We start from the raw sequence: 22,393 nt of genomic DNA, 5'->3' as shown, positions 1-22,393 counted from the left end.
TGATTGGTGATTTGCTTTGAGCTTGCTTAAAATCTCTGATTTATCTATGAACTATCACTCACTAAAGGGTGAAACTAAAGCATTAAATAATATTAGTTTTGAAGTAAATGATGGTGAATTTATATCAATACTAGGTCCATCTGGTTGTGGTAAATCTACACTTCTTAATATAATTAGTGGATTATTAAAAGCTTCTAGTGGATCTATACTTTATAAAGATGAAGATATAAAAAACAACTTAAATAAAATAGGATATATGTTTCAAAAAGATCATTTATTTGAATGGTTAAATGTATGGGACAATGTCTTAATTGGACTAAAAATTAAAAAACAAATTACTAAGGAAGCTGTTGAAAGAGTTAATGGGTTAGTTGAGACCTATGGATTATCAAAATTTAAAGAACATTATCCTAACGAATTGTCAGGTGGAATGAGACAAAGAGTAGCTCTAATAAGAACATTAGCACTTAACCCTGAAATACTATTTTTAGATGAACCTTTTTCCGCTTTAGATTATCAATCAAGACTTTTAGTATGTGATGATGTATTTAAAATAATAAAAAAAGAAAAGAAAACTGCAATAATGGTAACTCATGATATATCTGAAGCTATTTCTACTTCTAGTAGAATACTTGTGTTATCTAAAAGACCTGCACAGGTAAAAAAAGATGTGGATATAATGTTTTCAAAAAAAGACATCACTCCTTTTGAAAGAAGAAAAGAACCAGAGTTTAGAGGTTACTTTAATGATTTATGGAAGGAGCTTGATCAATACAATGAGTAAAGAACATGATATATATTTGAAAAAATTAAAACACAATAAAATAAAGCTTGTAATTACTAGACTTTTAATATTAGTTATTTTTATAGCACTTTGGGAAATTGCAGGTGACTTAAAATGGATTGATCCTTTCCTAACTTCTACTCCTTCTAGAATGTATAAATCGCTTGTATCTTTTTATGCTGATGGCACTTTATTGCGTCATATCTGGGTAACCTGCTATGAAACAATACTTGGCTTCACTTTAGGAACTGTTCTTGGAACAGCAATTGCCGTAATTTTATGGTGGTGTCCTTTTGCGTCTAAAGTATTAGACCCTTATTTAGTAGTATTAAATGCCTTACCTAAAGTTGCTTTAGCACCAATAATTATATTTTGGGTTGGTAATGGTACTACTGCTATAATTGTAATAGCCTTATTAATTTCTATTGTTACTACAATTATAAGTGTGTTAAGTGGATTTAATGAAATAGACAGTGATAAAATCATGCTTATGAAAACTTTTAGGGCATCTAAACTTCAAATTTTAAGACATTTAATTTTTCCTTACTCCATTCCCGTTTTTATATCAGCATTAAAAATTAACGTTGGATTGTCATGGGTTGGTGTAATAATGGGAGAATTTTTAGTAGCTAGAGAGGGTTTAGGTTTTTTAATTGTATATGGTGGTCAAATTGCCCAATTGGATATGGTTATGATGAGTATAATAATACTTTCTGTGATTGCTTTTATAATGTATGAAATAGTAGCTTTTTTAGAAAAACGTTTAATTAAAAATAAATCTTTAGAGAAATAAGTGAATTTCATGTCTAAATATTCAGATTAATTAATAATTCCGAGTTTTTTGTAGAAAAATTCACTATACTCACTCTAATAAAAGATTTTTAGAATTATTTCTGAAAATCTTTTATTATTTTGGCTTTATAAACCTTTTACTTATTGCTCAACAAGTGATAAATTATATAGGTGAACTTATTGTTTAGAAATTATATTTTTAAATTTTAAATTTAATACATAGTTTTGGGGAGGAAAAGATGAAATTATTTAAAGAAGCTTTAATTATTTTAATTATTTATTTACTAGGAGAATTTTTATCATCTTTCTTTAAATTACCTATACCCGGTAATATTTTAGGAATGATTATATTATTTTTATTACTATGCTTTAATGTAATCAAAGTTGATAATATCTCAAACGTATCAGATTTCTTACTAGATCATTTAGCATTCTTCTTTATTCCTGCTGGCGTAGGACTTATGACTTCGTTAAATATAATAAAGTCTAATTGGTTAAAATTGCTTATAGTTTGTTTATGTACAACTATAATAATTATAGCCTCTACTGGTTTAATAGTTCAATTTATATCAAAAAAATCAAAACATCAAAAAAGGGGAAGTGAAATAATTGGACATAATAATTAATAACATCTTATTTGGCTTAGTGCTTTCTTTAATCGCATTTGAAATAGGCATATTTATAAATAAAAAAACAGGTGTTGCTTTATTAAATCCATTACTTATAGCAATTGCATTTATAATATGTTTCTTATTTGCATTTAATATAGATTTTAGTACTTATAATGAAGGTGGACAATTCATTAATATGTTTTTAGGACCTTCAACAGTTGTACTAGCTGTTCCACTTTATAAGCAAATAGAATTACTTAAGAAAAATGCTGTAGCTATTTTTTCTGGAGTATTTTTAGGAAGCATTATTGGAATGTTTTCTGTAATGGGAATATCTTATTTCGTAGGATTAGATTCTACTATAATAAAATCTTTAATTCCAAAATCTGTAACAACACCAATAGGTATTGAAATAAGTAGCAACTTAGGTGGACTAGTTCCTATTACTGTACTTGCAATTATAATTACTGGAATTATGGGTGCTATATTAGGACCTGCTATATGTAAAGTATTCAAAATTAAAGATAAAGTAGCAATTGGAATATCAATTGGTACAGCTGCTCATGCTGTAGGTACTACAAAAGCTTTAGAACTTGGAGATACAGAAGGTGCTATGAGTAGCCTTTCAATTGGCGTTGCAGGTCTTATGACTGTATTTATGGCTCCATTATCTTATCACTTAGCAATATTTATGTATCATTTTATAAGATAGTTAATATAACTTATTCTTGTAAAATAACATTTTATAAAAAATAGTATCCATCTAATAAAAAAGACATTGCAAAATCAAGTGAAAATTGATTTTACAATGTCTTTTTGTAAATGACTCTGTTTTAAATATGTGTTGATATATACAATAGGTAAAGTGGCATTGTAATTGGATTTTGAGAATTCCTAAGTTCAATTACTCAGTCCATTTTATTTATTTATATATCAACACGCTACTAAAACATAGCCTTTATTTTATATAAATTCTATCATCCAATTAAAATATCCTGTTTTCTCATTTTTTTCATATCTAAAATATGCTGAAAAAGTATTTCCTTTTTTGCTCTTTAAATTTCTAAAACCTACTTTTCCATTTTTAAGTAATAAAGCAACCATTTCTTTAGAAACTTTTTTACCAAAGGATGATATATATTTATCATCTTTCCATATTGTATACTTACATCCATTTTTCCAATTTGTACATCCAAAGTTTTTTTCATTTTCAATGACTGAATTTCCACATACAGGACATTTTCCAATCTCCTCTGCACCTTCTGGAAGTTCCACTTTAAATTTAGATAAAGCTGATGTATCCTTTTTGATTTTATCAACAGCATTATTTGTAAAATCATATATCAAACTCATAAAATCAGACTTTTTAAATTTACCTTTTTCTATATCAGATAATGTGCTTTCAAGTCTTCCTGTATACTCAAGATCTAAAAGTTCTTGAACTGGAAATATTTCAACTATATTTATGCCTAATTGAGTGCATATAAGACTTTTGCCTTTAGTTCCTATGTATCCAATATCTTTAAGTTTTTTGATAGTTTCTGCTCTAGTTGCTGGAGTTCCTATACTAAATCCATTTAATATAGATTGCATCATCTCCTCAGAATCTTCTTTTCCCTCTATGCCCTTACCACAAGTTTCCATGACCCTAAGTAATGTTTTTTCTGTATGATGCTTTGGTGGTTTTTTAGTTACTTTATTTACTTTATTTGATACTATATCTACTTTCTCATCTACATTAACCATAGGAAGTATTGTATCTTTAGTATCTATTTTTTCAACTACTCTCCATCCCTCTACAAGTTGAACTTTTCCTTTTGATATAAATTCTCCTTGTATTTCCTCATTATATGGTTTTAATCTTATCTTTGTTTCTTCAAACTCTGCAATAGGCATAAACTGCATTATAAATCGATTTTTAATAGCATTATAGACAATTTCTTCATCTTTACTAAGTCCATTTGGCTTAATATATGTTGGTGTTATTGCACTATGGCTTTCAACCTTTGAATTATCAAATACTCTTTTAGTTTTTATAAACTTAATCTCTTTTTCGTAAGGTAATCCTGTTTTTAATGTATTTAAAACTTTCCTTGCTCTGTCTTCTAAGCTCTCTTCTAAGACCACGCTTGCTGTTCTAGGATAAGTTGTATATTTCTTTTCATAAAGGCTTTGTGCAACCTTTAATACTTTGTCTGATGTCCATCCTTTATACTTACTTGTTATATATCCTTGTAAATTAGATAAGTTGAAAAGATATGGTGGATAATCTTTCTTTTTTTCAGTTTGTTTGTCTATTATAGTTGCATTAGTTCCATCTAGTAATTTTACTAAATTATCTAAAACACTTTTATCTTCAAACTTTTCTGATTCCTTTTCATAATATAACCCATCAAATTCTTCATTACTTGAATTTTTAAATGTAGAAGTTAATTTATAGTAAGTAGTAGCTTCAAAATTCTCTATTTCTTTATCTCTGTCATATATTATCTTTAACGTTGGTAATAATACTCTACCTATGTTAATAGTTTTATTTTCTTCAAATTTATACTTCAATGTACTAACAGAAGTTAAATTTATTCCAATAATCCAATCTGTCCATTGCCTTCCTATTCCTGCATCCTGCAAAAATTGCATTTCTTTATTTTCTTTTAAACTCCCCATCCCTTTTTTTACTTCATCTGGAGTCCATTCATTTAACAATAATCTGTATATTGGCTTTTGTATATTTAAATAATTAAATAATTCATCTGCAATTACTTGCCCTTCTCTATCAAAATCCGTAGCAGATATAACTCCGTCTACATCTTCTTGCTCTATTAATGACTTTATTATATTAATTTGTTTTGCAGCGCCTTTATCTTCAACTGTTCTATCAATATTATCACACTTTACCTTATATTGAAAAGATTCAGGAATAAATGGAAACTTCTCCATTCTCCATCCCTTCATATTTTCATCATAATCTTTTGCATCATATAATTGCAAAAGATGACCAAAAGCCCAAGTGATATAGTACTCTTCACCTTTAAAATAACCATCTTTTCTAGTTTTTATATTTAACGCATCTGCAATATTTTTTGCAACAGAAGGTTTTTCTGCAATAATTACCTTTGCCATGCCTTACCTCCTTAAAATCACTACTCTATTTATTATCTTTTACCAACATATATATTAACATTAAAACAAAAATAAGGCTAGCTTACTGCATTCCCGTCTGCAGCAACTAACCTTATTTTTTAGCATCTTTCTAATCCTATTAGAAAAATCTACATTTCATTTAACATCCATACATAAAAATTTAATACTCCAGCATAGGTGAGCCAAAGTAAATATGGAATAAATAACAATCCTGCAATTTTATCTTTATTATAAAATTTAATAAATGTTAAAACTGCAAAAAATAATATTATTAATAATTCAATAAAAGCTATTCCATATAATCTTAATCCAAAAAATATGAAGACCCATAAAAAATTTAATAATAGCTGTATAGAATACGTAAATATTGCTGAGCTTATATCAATCCCTCTATATTTAAGTATATATACTCTGTAACAAGCTATTCCTATTAATATATAGAGAATAGTCCATACAATAGGAAAAACACTTCCTGGTGCAGCAAAAAATGGTTTATTTAAGCTATCGTACAACTCTCCCATATATGGCATTATAACATTTATAAAACTAGCTATTATTAATGGTATTCCTATTGATAATATTAATGGTATAAGAAATATTTTTTTAGTTTTCTTTTTTTCTTCTTTCATATCAACACTCCATAATTTTAAAAAATAATACTTATCTTTTATTTAATTTATATGTTGATTTTTTTAAAATTATGTTTAATTGGTGCTACGCCATCCTTTTTTAGTGGAGAGTTGATATTTTAGAATGACATTCTTTAAGACTTTCTAAAAATATAGTTTAATCCATATATATATCTGAAAATTCTATATCTACTTTTTCTTCTATATTATTAATTTCTAAATCACAATTTACATCTGAAGAATTAACATCACATGCAATAGGAAAGTTTATTACAAATAGATTTTCTTTTTCATCTAACTCTAAAGCAAGCTCTCCCCCTTGTAATTCTGTCAATGATTTACTTAAGAATAAACCTAAACCACTTCCCTCTTTAGGTCTATTGAACGATTTATTTATTCTTGTAAATTTATCAAATATATGAGGTATTGTGTCTTCATCAATTCTATTTCCGTTATTCTCAATTTTTATTGTAACTAAATTACTTTCTTCTATGCCTATAGTCACATTTATATGGCTACCTTTTTGTCCATATTTTACAGAATTCGAAATAATATTTAATACAATTCTTTCAATCATATCTTTATCACATTTTACATATATCTCTTCTTTTTCTGAATCAAATATTAAACCTATTTCAGCTTTATTTATATATTTATTACATGCAATAGTTATATTTTCAACTACTTCAACAATATTATAAATTTTAAAATCTGGTTTAAGATATCCCTCTGACACTCTATTTGTGTCTATAAAATTATTTATAGTCCTTATTAGTCTTAAGGAATTCTGTCTTATTATTTCATTATTTTTACTTACATTATCAACTTTTTTCTGCTTTAAATAAATCTCATTAAGTTGTATCGCTGAATATATTAAATTTATTGGAGTACGTAATTCATGAGAAATATTAGAGAAAAACTGATTTTTTAATTCCTCTTCTTTTAAATACTTTTCTAGTTGATTTTTCATAGCTTTAGTCTTATTTAATTCAGTTACATCATGTGCATATAATAACTTATTATTTTCATCTATATCTATTATAAATAGAGTTACCACTATATCAGCATTTTTTAATTTAAGATCACTTATGCTTATTTCTTTTTCATTACTATGATATAAATTAAAATTGAAATTTTCTAAAATAAATTTTTCTAAACTAATTCCTATAATATTTTCTTTATTTATATCATTTAATAATTTTAATCCTGCTTTATTTATATATTGTAATTTATTCTTTGAAAATAAAAGTACACCATCATATACAGAATCTATCAATTTATTATAATTGCTCTCACTTTTTTCTATCATTATATTAGTATCATTTAATATTCGATTACGCTTCTTTAATGTTCTATGTAACTCTAAATTCACTTCATGCGTTCGTTCTAAATTCACTTTCATATTTTTCATTGGCTCATTAATCATATAATTTACTATACCCTTAAATAATATATAAAATGCTAATAATTTCAATCCTCCAGTTATTATAATTGATTTATTGCTACCAATTAAAATTGTACTAGCTATATATGTTAAATACCTTAAAATTACATATAATTTTAAATTTTCAATGAAATCTTCACTTGTTAAACTTTTGTAATTTCCTAAAGTCTTTATCATATATAAAATCACATAACTAATTACAATTATACTCACTATAGAAAAAATAATTGAAATTTTTGTATTTATATATATACTTATGAACACTGCAATTCATTATTATGAACGTTATAATAAATATACCTAAAAAAACTGGTATTGTTTTTTTCAAATCTTCTTTTTTATTGGTAAAGTAAAAACCTAAACATTGTAATATTATTTCAAAATAATATATTATAACTCCTAAACATATATACTGGGTATTTGAAGCAGCATCAAAATTTAAAATTAACCTTGATAATTTTAATGACAAAATTAACCCTACTAAAAGAAGTTCAAATGATATATACTCAATAAATAAATTTTTGATTGTATTTTCTTTAATAAAACATATGTAACAAATTGCTAATACAATTGATAAATATATTAATGTATTGACTAACAAATACAATTTATATTGTTTACTAATATAAAAATATAAATTATAAATTAAGTATATTATAAATTCAATAGATAAAATTTTAATTTTTGTACCTAATTTTAAACTAGACAGATTTAAATCTTGTTGCATCTTACTCATCTAAATTCTCCTTTGGAAATATTATTGTTATCTTTGTGCCCTGTCCTAGTTTACTTTTTATTTCAATTGTACCTGACTGTAGTTCAACTAATTTTTTAACAACAAATAATCCTATGCCTGTCCCATTTTTAGATTTTATTGAATATTTATCCATTGAATACTTACAAAAAGCTTCTTTTATAAACTCCTCATTCATACCTGCTCCATTATCCATTATAGATATTTTTACGCTATCTTCTTTATCTAATATGTCAATTATTATTTTTCCATCACTTGGAGTAAACTTTATTGAATTAGATATTAGATTTAAAATTATTCTTTGTAAAAATTCATAATCTAAATTTAAATAACTTTCTTCAGTGTTAGTATTAAATATTATTTCTACATTGTTGCTTTGTGCATAATCTACAAGAGATGTAACTATGTCTTCTGTTGTTTCAACAACATTAATTTCTTCTAAATTAGGCATTAAAAAATTTGAATTTATTTTTGACATATCAATTAAGTTATTAGTTAACTTTATAAGTGATATACAATTCATTTTAGATATAGAATTATATTTTTCTAATGATTTTATATCATTTTTATTAGTATATATTCGTTGAACTTGTATAGATGAATATATAACATTTATAGGTGTTTTTAAATCATGACTTATGCTAGATAAAAATTCTGTTCTTATTCTTTCTTCAACCATTCTACTTTCAACTTCTTTTTTTATCTCTTCTGTTAATACTTTAGATGTGTTATCTTCTATTAAAATTAAATCTTCCATTTTATCTTTATACATTGACAAAAATTTAGCATTTACAAATCTTTCCTCAGTCTTAGAACTTAAAATAGCATTGAAAATCAGATCGTTATCATTATTAGATGTAACGAAATGTATATACTTATTTATTTTTTTATTTATCACATCTCTAACATTTTTTACATCTACTAAATTTAAGAAAGCTTTATTCGCAAATAATATTCTATTATTTTCTAAACTAATCAATATTATTGGATGAGGCATAAATCTAAAAAATGTCTCATATAAATACTCCTTATTCCTTAAATTTAGTATAGATGTTTCCAACTCTTTATTTTTTATAAAAATATCTTCAGATAATTCATCCAATATTTTATTTTTTTTATTTAATGATTCTGCTAATTCTTTATAAGGATTTCTCATAAAATTCTTAAAAAACATACTAAAAAATATATTAAATACACTTAAAAATAATATTTCTCTAAATTTTAATAAATCTCCATTTATGGGATACATAAATAAACTAAAAAAACTTGCTATTGGAATTAATGCTACTAATACTAAATAAGTATTTATATTAAATTGATTGTATGACCTCGAATCATTGTTAACAAAAATTTTATATATTAAAAAACACTCAATACAGCTTAAAAATACTACTATTGATATTATGTTAAATATCTTATAATATAAAACTAAATTTAAAATAATAAAAATTTTTAAAACAATATATATAATATAACTCTTTTCTTCTGTTTTATGATTATATTCTATAGTCTTAAAACCAAAATATAATTCAAATAATATAATGAAATTAGTAAGTGTATCAGCACTGTAATTACTATCTGGCGAAAGTTGAATACTATGTCCAAATAAAATTACATAAACAATAGAATATATATACATATAAATATAATTGTATTTGTTATGATTATACAAATGAAATACTTGTTTTGATAAAATACTAAATATAATCATACCAACTAAATAATAAATTCTAAAAGCTATAATTACTTGATTAAACTTCCATCTAAAAATCAAATTAGCTAAAAAATAAATTGCTAATGTAGCTAAACAAATTTTAAATATATTTTTTCCATCTATCGATATAATATTTATCTTTTTTCTATAATTATCCATAAAAATCACCTTTAATATCAATTTTACTGTATTATACTGTAAATGTACATAATTATTTGTTATTTTTTACATATATAACTTTTTTTGTTCATATCTAAATAATCGTCATATTTTTACCATTCTTAAATACACACTTTTCACATTTAAATTTCCATTTAATAAATAGAAACGTTTTCTTTTATCCTGTATTTAAATTTTAATTATTTTTTTATTATTTTATCAGCATAGTCATTTACAATTTAACACATAAATAAGAGATGAAAAACCAATAATTAGTTTTTCATCTCTTAATAACTGATTCTAATGTCTTAGTATATCACTTTCAGCTAATTTCCCCATAAGTTTGGCTGTTGTTTTATTTAATAGTCCCTTTAATAATACTCCGCAAATTAATGCTCCTATCATATATGCACTTAATATTATAGTATCTTTAATTAATATAGGATATACTATCCCAGCCATTATTTGTCTCATACCATTTATAGCATACGTGAATGGTAAATAGGGATATATTTTTTGGAATAATACTGGTGTAACTTCTATTGGGAAGTTACCACTAGTCCCCGCAATTTGTAATACTAATATTACTACTATAACAGCCTTTCCTGCATCATCTAACAGGCTTCCTGCAGTATATATCACTGTCATAAATACTACACTAACAAATATGGAATAAAAAATATACATTACTGGATGCAATGAATAACTTCCTAATATCCAAATTGCACCTGTACTTGCAACTAAAGCTTGACATACTGCAAGTGATAAAAACATTAATAATTTTCCTAAATACATTTGGTAAGGCTTAATTAGAGTTCCATCTTCAAATTCATGTACTTCTAATGATAATAAAGCTGATGCTAATAATCCCCCAACCCATAAACATAGCACTGTATAAAATGGTGTAGCAGTTGAACCATAGTTAGGCCATGGAAATAACCTATTATCTTCAATCTCAACTGGACTAGACATAAATGCACTTTGAGAATCCCAATCATTAGTTATCATGTCCAGCAGTTCATCTATTTGATCTTTTTCATCTACTGCTTTAAGTTTATGTGCTAGCTTATGTACTTTTTCTTGTATATCCGGAAATTTATCTTGTAACTTTACTAATTGTTCATTAGATAAATCTGATATTTTTGTGAAGTCACCTAATAAATTTTCAACGTCTGGTAGTACTCCTCTTCCTTGTTCTAATAATACCAATCCACTATCTGATATCTCTCTAATTGAATTAAATCCATCTTCAATTGCTGGTACAAGTTCTGAATCATAACTATCTACTAAATCTGCTACTAATAAGTGAATGTCATCTAGTATTTTTCTTGTATCAGTTAATGCTTGAATATCTATTCCATCAGTATCTATTTTTTCTATTTCTTCTTTAGATCTATCAATTACCACATCAAGCCTATCATAAATTAAATCTAATTTATCAATTACCCTATCAATTTTCTTACTTACACTTTTTAAATCTTTTTGTATTCCTTGTAAATATTTTAATTCTTTATTATCTTTTTTACTTTGATTTGGGTCTTCTATCTCATTATCTTCAGATTCTTTTAATTTTATTTCAATATTGCTTATTTTATCTATGTGTGACTTTATAGTTTTTAAGTCATACTTAGCAGTCTTAACTATTTTCTGTAAGTCTTTTGATGAATCCGATAAAGCTATAAAAGTTTTTCTAGCAACATCTGGCAATACTTTTTCATCAATATTTGCTAAGGTTACGTTTAAAGCATCTAATGAATTTTCACCATTTACAAGTTCTTCTTCTATTAATGGAGATAAATCTGAAAGATTTCCTTCTATTTCATCTAAATAGTACTGGTTGCTATCTATAAGTTCTTTAGTTGCATCTATACTATCATAAACCACTGGAATCATTTCCTCAGATTTTTTTATTAATTCTGAAGTATTTACAGTTCCTTCTATTGAATCATCTAACAAGTCTTTTATTTCTGGCATATTTTCATCTAATTCATATATTCCATCAATTATTCTTCTAAGATGTTCCCTATTGTTTTCTATATCTATTCCCACTTCATTACAAGCTCTAAACATTGCTCCTGATACAGTTCTAGTTATATTATCATCAAGCTGTCCTTTTAATGTTTTTACTCCTGCATCAGTCATTTTAGGGGCTATTGTATTTTTCTTTTCATTTACCGTATATATTAGTTTAGGCTTTTCAACATCTTTTTCAACTAATGTGGTAAGATCTTTTGAAAAGTTTTCTGGTATTTCAATAGTTGCATAGTATTTTTCTTCTAACAATCCTTTTTTTCCAGTTTCTTTGTCAACGAATGACCAACCCATTTTATCATTTTCTTCTAACTTTTCTATTAATTCTTCACCCAAATTTATATCTTTCTCTTTAAATACAGTTCCTTTATCATCATTGATTATAGCTATTTTAATTCCCTTTGTGGCTCCATATGGATCCCATGATGCTTTTATATTTATTAATGAATATAAGGATGGAACTATTATAAGCACTACAATCATGATTAACGCTGCCCAATTAGTTGCTATCGTAACTATATCTCTTTTGTAAATTCTAAATATATTTCTCATATTTAATTACCTCAACCGTTCATTATTGTGCTTTCTTTTAACTTTTTAGCAAACTTTTCATTCTTTTTATTCATTGTTTTTCTAAGTGTTAATCCAATAATAAGTGATACGACCATGAAGATAGTTAATATAATCATATCTCTAAATAATATTGAATATACTATTCCTGCCATTATTTGTCTCATACCACTTATTGCGTATGTAAATGGTAAAAGTCCAAATATTTTTTGGAACACATCCGGATTGACTTCTATTGGGAAATTTCCGCTTGCCCCTGCAACTTGAATTACTAATAATACTACTCCAAATATTATTCCTGCATTTCCAAAAACACTTACAGCCGTATAAATTATTATCATAAATACAATGCTAACAAACACTGTATATAGTACAAATAATACTGGATGTAGACAATATGATCCTAAAATAAATAATGCTCCTGTGCTAGCAATTATTGCTTGTCCTATGCCGATAAATAAAAATAATAGTAATTTACCAAAATATACTTCATAAGACTTTAATTCCTTATTGTCTTCAACAGGATGTGCATCTGTCCCTAATAATATAGATAACATATATCCACCTATCCATAAACATAGAATTGTATAAAATGGAGTAGATGCTGAACCATAGTTAGGCCATGAAAATAGTCTATTATCTTCAATTTCAACTGGACTTGCTAAAAAGTCACTTTGAACTTGCCAATCATTAGTTATCATATCAAAAATTTCATTAAACTTATCTTCTTCATCAAATTCTCTAAGTTTATCAGCTAATTCACGTACTTTATCTTTCATCTCTGGAAATTTATCTTTTAATTTTAATAATTCTTCATTAGATAAATCTGAAAGATCTGCTGAAACACTTAAAATCTCTTCAATATCTGGCAATGTATTTCTACCCTCTTGTAGAACACTAGATGTATTATCTAAAATAATTTTCATTGAATCAAATCCATCTTCAATAGCTGGCACAAGTTCTGAGTCATAATTTTCAATAACATCAGTAACTTCTTCATGAAAATCATCAAGTATATTTCTCATATCACTAATAGCCTGAGTATCTAATTCTTTACCATTATCTAACTCTTTTATTTCATTATCAATTCTACCTTTAACAGTGTCTAATCTATCACTTAATAAATCTAGTTTATCTATAGCTTTAGATATCTTTCTACTAATATCTTTTAAATTTCCTTTTATACCACTTATTGATTCAGCTTGCTTCTTTAATTCATTTATATAATTTTCATCAGTACTATTAAGTGCAAACTTTGAAAAATCTATTTTACTTACTTTATCTAAGATTTTTTTTATATTTTTAAGCTGAGATTCTATACCATCAATAAGTGTGTTAGCAGACTTAATAGTATCCGAAGATGCTATTAATGTTTTTTTTGCTACCTCAGGTATTATATTTTCTTCAAGATTTCCAAGTTCCACACTTGTAGTATCTAGTATATTCTCAGCTAATAATAAATCGTCCTTTATAACTGGAGATATATCTGATAATCCCCCTTGAGTTTTATCAAAGAAACTTTGAACATCTTGTAAAAAATCGTCTGTTATATCAACTGTATTAGATACATTTGGAAGTATCTCATTTACTTTTACAATTAAATCTGAAAGATCTACAGTTCCATCTATAGCACTATCTAATAAATTTTCAAGTTCTGGCATATTTTCATCTAATTCATATATCTCATCTATTACTTCCCTATATTCAGATCTATGTTCATCCATTTCAATTCCGATTTCATCACACGCTCTAAATAATACTCCAGAAACTGTTTTTACAATATTATCATCAAGTTGTCCTTTTACGCTTTTAACTCCTGCATCAGTCATTTTCGGTGCTATAGCATTCTTTTTTTCATTCACAGTATAAATTAATTTAGGTCTTTTAACTCTTTTTTCTACTAATGTGGTAGCATCTTCTGAAAAGTTTTCTGGTATTTCAATAGTTGCATAATATTTTTCATTTATCAGTCCATTTTTTGCGGTTTCTTTATCAACAAAAGTCCAACCCATTTTATCATTGTCTTCTAATTTTTCAACTAATTCATTTCCTAAGTTTATATCCTCATCTCTAAAGGTTGTCCCTTTATCTTCATTAACAACTGCTATCATGATTCCACTAGTGCTTGAATATGGATCCCATGATGCTTTTATATTAATTAATGAATATAATGATGGAATAATCATAAGTGCTATTACCACCACTGTTGCTACCCAGTTTTTAAATATGTTTTTAAAATCACGTTTAAAAATTTTTATTATATTCTTCATAATTAATTTATTATTGGTATTTATAATATAATACTATTGTTTATTACATTATAAATACCAACTAAATCCTCCTATCATTATTATATAAATAATAAATTCTTTATCTTAATGTTAAACTTTTCTTAAAGCATACTATATAATCGTAAAATATATTTATTACCATTATTAAAATTTATATTTACGAACATTTTCCTTGTGTTTAAAAATAGAATTAACCTACAGCCAAGAACTATGATTATATTATAATTGAAAGTTTTACGCTTTTAAATACTTTTTAATCTCTTGTTCTTATCATATTAAAATGACTATAAGTCATTTTAGCAAAAAATGCAACCCCTGAAAACATTTACTTAAATATTTTTTTATTTTAGATATTAATAAAAAATACTTATTACATTTTTCATTAAAAATAACATACATTTAATTATTAGTAGATAATTAAATGTATGTTATATATTAATCAAATATTAAGTATAATATATTAATATTTGGCTATATTTTAGCAGAGTGTCGGTCTATCTCACTTTGGCTATTGCATAGATTAACACACATTTAAAACAGCGCTAATATTTAAAATATCTATGAGCAAATAAAGCATTTAAATTGTCATAAGAATAAACTTGTAATCCATCTTCCATACCATACCCACCATAGATTACACTTTCTTTATTATTTACTTGAAAAGCTTTTATTTTATTCATCGCAAGACTTGCTAGTTCTTTGTCATCTGCTTTAGATGCTAGTTGTACTATAAATGAATATATCGATGTTGATTCTATATTAGTTAAACTTTCTCCATTAAAAGAATATGAAGTAGAAAGAAAACCATCATTTATAAATTTTTGTTTTATCCAAGTTATGCTTTTATCTATATCTTCACCATATTCTTGTTTATTTAGCAATATAATCATTGATAATAAAGTATCTATATTTTCATCATCATATGTTCCACTTTCTCTATAAAATTCTTTTTTATAAAGAGGTACCTCATCACTTACATATCCATTATTTAAAATTTGTAAAGACGTATTTAATACTTTGTCCCATGAAGAACTAAGATTTGAAAGCATCTTTATTGTTTGCAAATCTAAGTAGCATAAAGTTGTAGTCTTACTTTTTGAAATTCCATCATTAAAATCTACAAGAATATTATTTTCTACTAACTCTTTAGATATTCCGCCAGATATTCTAAGTGCTATTCCTCGATAACCCTTATCGTTCCATTTTTCTTCTGCTAAAAGAAGTGCCTTTATTATTCTCAAATCATCTATTGTTGCAGATATTTCTGATTTAGATTTCTCTTCAATTCTCCAACTTATAAGATTATTCTTTAATACCATATAATTTCTTATATAATCTAAAGTTCTATCAAATGTTATCCTATCATTTTTCTCTAAACTATATAATAACATTATTCCTTGTGATTCTGATAATACAGCATGCCCTTTTGTTATATCACCTTGTGAATCAGAGTTTATATAATTAGTATATACTCCCCCTTCTTCATCCATTAATTTATTATTTATAAAGTCTAGTAATGATTTTTCTTCATCGCATGTATCTAACTGCAACCAAACTTTACCTGTTTCTACAGTTCTAAAGTATGGTGCCGCATTATAATAAATTATAAAAAATATTATTAATAATGCTAAACTTATTGTGATTTTCTTCTTCATTTTAACCTCATCTTTTTAGCTATATCCTAATATTTTTAATCTCACTTTTTTGAATTAGAATATAGGTATTTATAAACGTTATAATAAGTTGTTACTTTATCTAAATATTTCTTAGTTTCATTAAATGGTATATAGCTTAAATCTTTACCATTTTGTGAAAGCTTCGAATCATTAAGCCACTTGTTAACATTTCCTGGTCCTGCATTATATCCTGCTATTATTGATTCTAAATTTCCATCAAACATTTCTCTAAGTTCATTTAAATACCAACAGCCCATCCTTATATTATATTCTTCATCAAATAATTTCTCTTTAGAAAACTCTTCTAACTCCATTTTTTCTGCTGCCCATTCTCCTGTTTCTAAAGTAATTTGCATAAGACCAATTGCATTTTTACTAGATTCAGCTTTTTTATCAAAATTACTTTCTGTTTTCATAACTGACAATACAAAAAATGGATCTAAATTATATTCTTCACTATATTTACTTACATATTCTTTATATTTATAAGGAAAAAAGACTTCTTTTATTAAATATTTAGATCCAATAGCCATAGCTACTATTATTATTATCCCTAATATAAGAAATTTATTTTTCTTAGATTTCATTACTTTCTCCTTACTTAATATTATTTATCCCATAGCCAGCTCCTATAATAATTTATACTATAACAGTTGCTTGCTCTTAAAGTAACGATTTCTAAATTTTAAATAGAACCTAAAAACTCTATCTATACCTTAGAACTCTGTTTATAAAGTTATTATTACATAATGTTTTAATATTCAATAAAATCAACTTAATTTGACTATGTCTTAAACATTTTTTAATTTTAAAACATAATCAAATCTTTTATGTTAGCGAATTAATATAATCAATTAAATCATATACTTGTTTTTGAGTTTCTATTAAATCACCATTATTATCAATAATTACATTTGCAAAATTCTTCTTTTCATTTAAAGACATTTGTGCATTTATACGACTTACCACTTCTATTTTACTTAAATTATCTCTTCCCCTCACTCTTTTTATTTGAGTAGAGTTTTCAGCGCAAACAAGAACAACATAATCCATTTCTTCATGCATATTGTTTTCAATTAAAGTAGGGGCATCTATTATTACTACTCTTTCACATTTTTTCTCATATAAGTTTATTGCATTGTTTATTGCTTCTTTTATATAAGGCATAATTATAGATTCATATTTTACTCTTTGTTTTGAAAATTTAAATATATGATTTCCAAACTCTTTTCTTCTGAATTCGCCTCTCCAGTCAAAAAATCCTGATCCAAATTCACTTCTAATTATATCTAAAATTTCAGGATTTTTTTGCAGAACCTCTCTTGCAATTACATCTGCATCAATAATATTAAAGTTTTCACTTCTAAATATATCTGATATAGTACTTTTTCCTGTTCCTATACCCCCTGTTAACCCTATCTTTATCATTTTAAAAGTTCATCTCCCATTTTTATTTTGCATCATACCATGTATCACCATATTTTAAATCCACATCAAGCGCTACATTTAATTTAATGGCATTTTCCATTTCTTCAATAACCAATTGTTTCACTATGTCAAACTCATCTTTTTTAACATTTAATATAAGTTCATCGTGCACTTGAAGAATTAATTCACTATTTAAATTCTTTTCTCTTAACTTATTATAAACATTAACCATTGCAAGTTTAATAATATCAGCTGCACTTCCTTGTATTGGAGCATTCATAGCTAATCTTTCACCCAATGCTTTTACAATTTTATTTGAAGATTTTATTTCTGGTATGAATCTTCTTCTGTTTAATATAGTTAATACATAACCTTTTTCTTTAGCATACTCACTTACATAATTTAAATATTCCTTTATCTTAGGATATCTTTCAAAATAAATAGCCATATATTCTGATGCTTCTTTTTTAGTAATTTTTAAATCTTGTGCTAAGCTAAAATCACTTATTCCATATACTATACCAAAATTTACTGCTTTAGCATTACTTCTCATTGTAGATGTAACTTCATCTACTGGAACCTTAAATACTTCTGAAGCTGTTTTGGTATGTATATCACTATGGTGTTCAAATGCATCTATCATATTTTTATCATCTGCTACATGTGCAAGTACTCTTAATTCTATTTGGGAATAATCGCAAGATATAAGAATGTCATCACTTTCTTGCGGTATAAACACTTTTCTTATTTCTTTTCCCATTTCATATTTTATTGGTATATTTTGAAGATTAGGTTCAGTACTTGATAATCTTCCTGTAGTTGTTACAGTTTGATTAAAATTTGAATGTATGCATTCATCTATATCTATTACATTCTTAAGCCCTTCTACATAAGTAGAATTAATTTTAGTGATTTGTCTATAATACATAACTTTAGCTATTATAGGATGTTTGTCTATTAATTTTTCTAAAACTTCTTGGTTCGTTGAATACCCTGTTTTAGTTTTCTTAATTACTGGCAAATCAAGTTTTTCAAATAATATTTTTCCAAGTTGCTTTGGTGAGCTTACATTAAATTCTTCATCTGCTAATTCATGAATCTCTTTTTCTGTTTTTTCTATTTGTTCTTTAAATTTTATTCTAAGTTCTTCTAATTTATTTTTATTTATTTTAAATCCTATGCTCTCCATTGAAGAAAGTACATATATTAATGGATGTTCTACTTTATAATATAATTCATCCATATCTTCTTTATGAAGCATTTCTTTTAATTTTTCATATAATTTTTTTAAATAACTACTGCATATTGCTTTTAGATCATTTGAATCCGACTTTATATCTTTTTCTAAAAATCTATTAATTAAATCAAAAACTTCATAATTGGCTTTTGAAGAGTCTATTAAATAAGCTGCTATGGCTGTATCAAAATCAAAACCTTGAATATCTATATCATACTTGTTTAAAAATGTAATTAAATTTTTGCTATCATGTATTACTTTTTTAACAGTTTCATCTTCCATAAAGGTTTTTAATAAATTTAAAGCTTTTTCTCTATTTGACATACTTACTAACTTAAAATCTATAACATGTGATCTGCCTTCTTCACCTAATATTAAATATTCTAATTCTATAGTAGAGTATTTAGATGCATCATTTAATGTAAATAAGATATAACTTCTATCTTTAATACTTAATAATACTTCTTCCATCTCTTCAATTGTTTCTATTTTACTTATTTCTATATTAGCTATCTCTTGTAACTCTGCTTCATTATTGTCCAAATCATACTTTGATAGTACTGATTTTAACTTAAGATTTTTAGCTAATTTTTTAAGTTCTACTAAATTTACTTCATCAGCATTTTCTATATCTGATAAATTAATATCTAATGGTACCTCTCTTATTATTGTAGCTAATTTCTTAGAAAATATTGCTTGTTCCATATTATTTTCTAAGTTTTCTTTTAATTTCTTACCGCTTATCTCTGGGATATGTCTTAAAACATCTTCAAGTGTTCCATATTCTTTAATAAGCTTAAATGCTGTTTTTTCTCCAACTCCTGGTACCCCTGGTATATTATCCGATTTATCTCCCATAAGCCCTTTTACATCAATAAATTGAGTTGGTGTTATTTCAAATTCATCCGTAAACGCTTTATAATCATAAATTGCTGTTTCAGTAACACCTTTCTTAGTTATAACTACTTTTGTTTTCTCGGATGCTAATTGAAGTGCATCTTTATCTCCTGTCACTATGAATACTTCCATATCATTTTCTTCACCAAATTTTGATATAGTTCCTATTATATCATCTGCTTCAAAGCCATCTATTTCAAAAGTTTTTATTCCCATATATCTAAGTAACTCTTTTATAATTGGAAATTGTTCTCCAAGTTCTGGTGGCATTTTCTTTCTACCAGCTTTATACTCTGCATATTCTTTATGTCTAAATGTTGGCGACTTTTTGTCAAATGTTGCAATTATGTTATCTGGATTTATTTCATCTTTCATTTTAAATAGCATATTTGTAAAGCCATAAATAGCATTAGTATTTACACCATCATCATTAGTAAGAGGAGGTAAAGCATAAAATGCCCTATTCATAAGCGAATTTGAATCTAAAATTAATAATTTTTTCATTGATATAATCCTCCTGAATATCTTTAAGATATTTTTATTATATATAAAATTAGTTATACATTAATATTATACTATCTTTATCAAGTAAAATCATTATTCTTTAATAAAGGTAACCACATTTTCCAATATTAATTCATATATTAGCAAAAACCTCTCTGTAATTTATATCTATATATTTTTATAAATTAAATCCACACTTATAATTTATATAAGCTTAGACAAATAATAAAAATAGTGACATAATTATTATAAAAAACATGAAGAAAGGAAAAGTATAGTAAATTTACATTAATTTATTATACAAGGTGATTAAATGAATATAGAATTACTAAAAAAATATGCTAAACTTACTGTTAATAAAGGTGTTAATCTTCAAAAAGATGGGATTTTAGTTATTAATTCTCCTATAGAATGCTATGATTTTGCAAGACTTATGGCTGAAGAAGGATATGCATCTGGTGCTAAAGATGTTTATATAAATTACTCTGATGCTAGCTTTAATAAAATTAAATTAATTAATTCATCTAAAGAATCACTTAGTGATGTTTATGATTTTGAACGTGATAAATACGATTACTTTACAGAAAAAGGTGCTTCCTTTATCAGTATTTCCGCTGCTGATCCAGATCTTTTAAAAGATGTTGATTCTTCAAAAATTTCTATATATCAAAAAAGTAGAAATATAGCATTAAAAAACTACCGTAATAAATGTTCATCAAATAAAAATGCTTGGTGTATAGTTTCAATTCCAACAGAAGGTTGGGCAAAAAAGGTATTCCCTAATACTTCTACTGAAGAAGCTATAGAAAAATTATGGGATGTAATATTTAGTATTATGAGAATCAAAGAAAATGATCCAGTTGAAGCTTGGAACAAACATACAAAGTTACTTAGTTCTAAAGTTGAAAAATTAAATAATGATAGATTTAAATATCTTAAATTCCAAAATTCTTTAGGTACTGATTTACAGATAGAATTAGTTAAAGATCATCTTTGGTGTGGTGGTGCTGATAAATGTGAAAATGGTGGATTTGATTTTATAGCAAATATGCCTACAGAAGAAGTTTTTTCAACACCAAAATATGATGGAGTTAACGGAATCGTATTTAGTTCTAAACCTTTAAGTTACTGCGGTAATATAATAAATGATTTTTCTTTAACATTTAAAGATGGTAAAGTTATTGATTGCTCTGCTAAAGAAGGTCTTGCAGTTTTAAAAGAACTTTTAAATACTGATGAAGGATCTAAACATTTAGGAGAAGTTGCACTAGTTCCTTATGACTCTCCAATTTCTAATTCTAATATAATTTTCTATAATACGCTTTATGATGAAAATGCTTCATGCCATTTAGCACTTGGAAGTTCATATTCTTCTTGCATTAAAAATGGAGAAAGCATGTCTGAAGATGAGTTATTTAAATTGGGTTGTAATAAGTCTTTAAGTCATGTTGACTTTATGATTGGTACAAAAGACACAAATATCATAGGAATTAAAGAAGATGGTACAGAAGTTCAAATATTTAAAGATGGTAATTGGGCTTAATATGCTTTTGTTCTTTTAGGCTCTGTTTTAAATATGTGTTAATATATACAATAGGTAAATTGGCATTGTAATTTGACTTTGAGAATCCTTAATGAGTATTGTCATATTTACTGCTTGTCACAATTTTATATTGGGAACAAGCTAAAATGGGACTATACTCATTTTAGCATTCCTAAGTTCAATTACTC

At 25.7% G+C, this 22,393-nt stretch carries 15 protein-coding genes; 5 read left to right on the top strand and 10 right to left on the bottom strand.

What is annotated here, in order from left to right; translation table 11 throughout:
* Positions 1 to 16 precede the first annotated feature (16 nt).
* From RGC78_RS13320 to RGC78_RS13305, 4 genes are all read left to right on the top strand, one after another.
* A complete protein-coding gene (locus tag RGC78_RS13320; RefSeq protein WP_252216733.1) occupies positions 17 to 784 on the top strand; it encodes an ABC transporter ATP-binding protein in 768 nt (255 codons plus the stop codon).
* Complete coding sequence (locus tag RGC78_RS13315) at positions 777 to 1,577, top strand: ABC transporter permease (protein ID WP_252216735.1); 801 nt, start codon at positions 777 to 779, stop codon at positions 1,575 to 1,577. The genes RGC78_RS13320 and RGC78_RS13315 overlap by 8 nt, the downstream gene beginning before the upstream one ends.
* 238 nt (positions 1,578 to 1,815) lie before the next feature.
* Positions 1,816 to 2,202, top strand: a complete 387-nt coding sequence (locus RGC78_RS13310) for a CidA/LrgA family protein (RefSeq protein WP_252216738.1) — start codon at positions 1,816 to 1,818, stop codon at positions 2,200 to 2,202.
* Positions 2,186 to 2,899, top strand: coding sequence for an LrgB family protein (locus RGC78_RS13305; RefSeq protein ID WP_252216741.1), 714 nt, complete (start codon positions 2,186 to 2,188; stop codon positions 2,897 to 2,899). Before RGC78_RS13310 ends, RGC78_RS13305 begins: the two co-directional genes overlap by 17 nt.
* Before the next feature lie 251 nt (positions 2,900 to 3,150).
* On the opposite strand, the gene RGC78_RS13300 is transcribed toward RGC78_RS13305, so the two are convergent.
* From RGC78_RS13300 to polA, 10 genes are all read right to left on the bottom strand, one after another.
* Positions 3,151 to 5,307 (bottom strand): type IA DNA topoisomerase, encoded by a 2,157-nt coding sequence (locus RGC78_RS13300; RefSeq protein ID WP_252216744.1) that lies wholly within the window; start codon positions 5,305 to 5,307, stop codon positions 3,151 to 3,153.
* 149 nt (positions 5,308 to 5,456) lie between these two features.
* Entirely contained in the window at positions 5,457 to 5,957 is a 501-nt protein-coding gene (locus RGC78_RS13295; protein WP_309556798.1) for a TspO/MBR family protein, read from the bottom strand.
* Positions 5,958 to 6,114: 157 nt separating this feature from the next.
* A complete protein-coding gene (locus tag RGC78_RS13290; RefSeq protein WP_309556797.1) occupies positions 6,115 to 7,578 on the bottom strand; it encodes a sensor histidine kinase in 1,464 nt (487 codons plus the stop codon).
* Positions 7,579 to 8,129: 551 nt separating this feature from the next.
* Entirely contained in the window at positions 8,130 to 10,028 is a 1,899-nt protein-coding gene (locus RGC78_RS13285; RefSeq protein ID WP_309556796.1) for a sensor histidine kinase, read from the bottom strand.
* 300 nt (positions 10,029 to 10,328) lie between these two features.
* The gene (locus RGC78_RS13280; protein WP_252226910.1) at positions 10,329 to 12,611 is read right to left on the bottom strand and encodes a YhgE/Pip domain-containing protein; all 2,283 of its coding nucleotides are present in this window, start codon (positions 12,609 to 12,611) and stop codon (positions 10,329 to 10,331) included.
* Between the two features lie 11 nt (positions 12,612 to 12,622).
* Positions 12,623 to 14,899 (bottom strand): YhgE/Pip domain-containing protein, encoded by a 2,277-nt coding sequence (locus tag RGC78_RS13275; protein WP_252226909.1) that lies wholly within the window; start codon positions 14,897 to 14,899, stop codon positions 12,623 to 12,625.
* Positions 14,900 to 15,462: 563 nt separating this feature from the next.
* A complete protein-coding gene (locus tag RGC78_RS13270; protein ID WP_252216771.1) occupies positions 15,463 to 16,575 on the bottom strand; it encodes a glycosyl hydrolase family 8 in 1,113 nt (370 codons plus the stop codon).
* A 41-nt stretch (positions 16,576 to 16,616) separates the two neighbouring features.
* Positions 16,617 to 17,183 carry a lytic transglycosylase domain-containing protein gene (locus tag RGC78_RS13265; RefSeq protein WP_252216774.1) on the bottom strand — a complete coding sequence of 189 codons (567 nt, stop codon included), beginning with the start codon at positions 17,181 to 17,183 and terminating at the stop codon, positions 16,617 to 16,619.
* Between the two features lie 241 nt (positions 17,184 to 17,424).
* A complete protein-coding gene (coaE, locus tag RGC78_RS13260; protein WP_252216776.1) occupies positions 17,425 to 18,024 on the bottom strand; it encodes a dephospho-CoA kinase in 600 nt (199 codons plus the stop codon).
* A gap of 22 nt (positions 18,025 to 18,046) precedes the next feature.
* Entirely contained in the window at positions 18,047 to 20,662 is a 2,616-nt protein-coding gene (gene polA, locus RGC78_RS13255) for a DNA polymerase I (protein ID WP_252216778.1), read from the bottom strand.
* 313 nt (positions 20,663 to 20,975) lie between these two features.
* Between polA and RGC78_RS13250 the strand changes: the two genes are divergently transcribed.
* A complete protein-coding gene (locus RGC78_RS13250; protein WP_309556795.1) occupies positions 20,976 to 22,205 on the top strand; it encodes an aminopeptidase in 1,230 nt (409 codons plus the stop codon).
* Positions 22,206 to 22,393 lie beyond the last annotated feature (188 nt).

The organism is Clostridium aquiflavi, assembly GCF_031344075.1.
Classification (GTDB): domain Bacteria; phylum Bacillota; class Clostridia; order Clostridiales; family Clostridiaceae; genus Clostridium; species Clostridium aquiflavi.
This window is presented reverse-complemented; position numbering and strand designations above follow the sequence as displayed.

Excerpts from the sequence above, each read along its gene's own strand:
- RGC78_RS13315 (WP_252216735.1), top strand. The coding sequence starts at position 777 with ATGAGTAAAGAACATGATATATATTTGAAAAAATTAAAACACAATAAA.
- RGC78_RS13310 (WP_252216738.1), top strand. The coding sequence starts at position 1,816 with ATGAAATTATTTAAAGAAGCTTTAATTATTTTAATTATTTATTTACTA.
- RGC78_RS13300 (WP_252216744.1), bottom strand. The coding sequence starts at position 5,307 with ATGGCAAAGGTAATTATTGCAGAAAAACCTTCTGTTGCAAAAAATATT.
- RGC78_RS13295 (WP_309556798.1), bottom strand. The coding sequence starts at position 5,957 with ATGAAAGAAGAAAAAAAGAAAACTAAAAAAATATTTCTTATACCATTA.
- RGC78_RS13290 (WP_309556797.1), bottom strand. The coding sequence starts at position 7,578 with ATGATAAAGACTTTAGGAAATTACAAAAGTTTAACAAGTGAAGATTTC.
- RGC78_RS13285 (WP_309556796.1), bottom strand. The coding sequence starts at position 10,028 with ATGGATAATTATAGAAAAAAGATAAATATTATATCGATAGATGGAAAA.
- RGC78_RS13280 (WP_252226910.1), bottom strand. The coding sequence starts at position 12,611 with ATGAGAAATATATTTAGAATTTACAAAAGAGATATAGTTACGATAGCA.
- RGC78_RS13275 (WP_252226909.1), bottom strand. The coding sequence starts at position 14,899 with ATGAAGAATATAATAAAAATTTTTAAACGTGATTTTAAAAACATATTT.
- RGC78_RS13270 (WP_252216771.1), bottom strand. The coding sequence starts at position 16,575 with ATGAAGAAGAAAATCACAATAAGTTTAGCATTATTAATAATATTTTTT.
- RGC78_RS13265 (WP_252216774.1), bottom strand. The coding sequence starts at position 17,183 with ATGAAATCTAAGAAAAATAAATTTCTTATATTAGGGATAATAATAATA.
- coaE (WP_252216776.1), bottom strand. The coding sequence starts at position 18,024 with ATGATAAAGATAGGGTTAACAGGGGGTATAGGAACAGGAAAAAGTACT.
- polA (WP_252216778.1), bottom strand. The coding sequence starts at position 20,662 with ATGAAAAAATTATTAATTTTAGATTCAAATTCGCTTATGAATAGGGCA.
- RGC78_RS13250 (WP_309556795.1), top strand. The coding sequence starts at position 20,976 with ATGAATATAGAATTACTAAAAAAATATGCTAAACTTACTGTTAATAAA.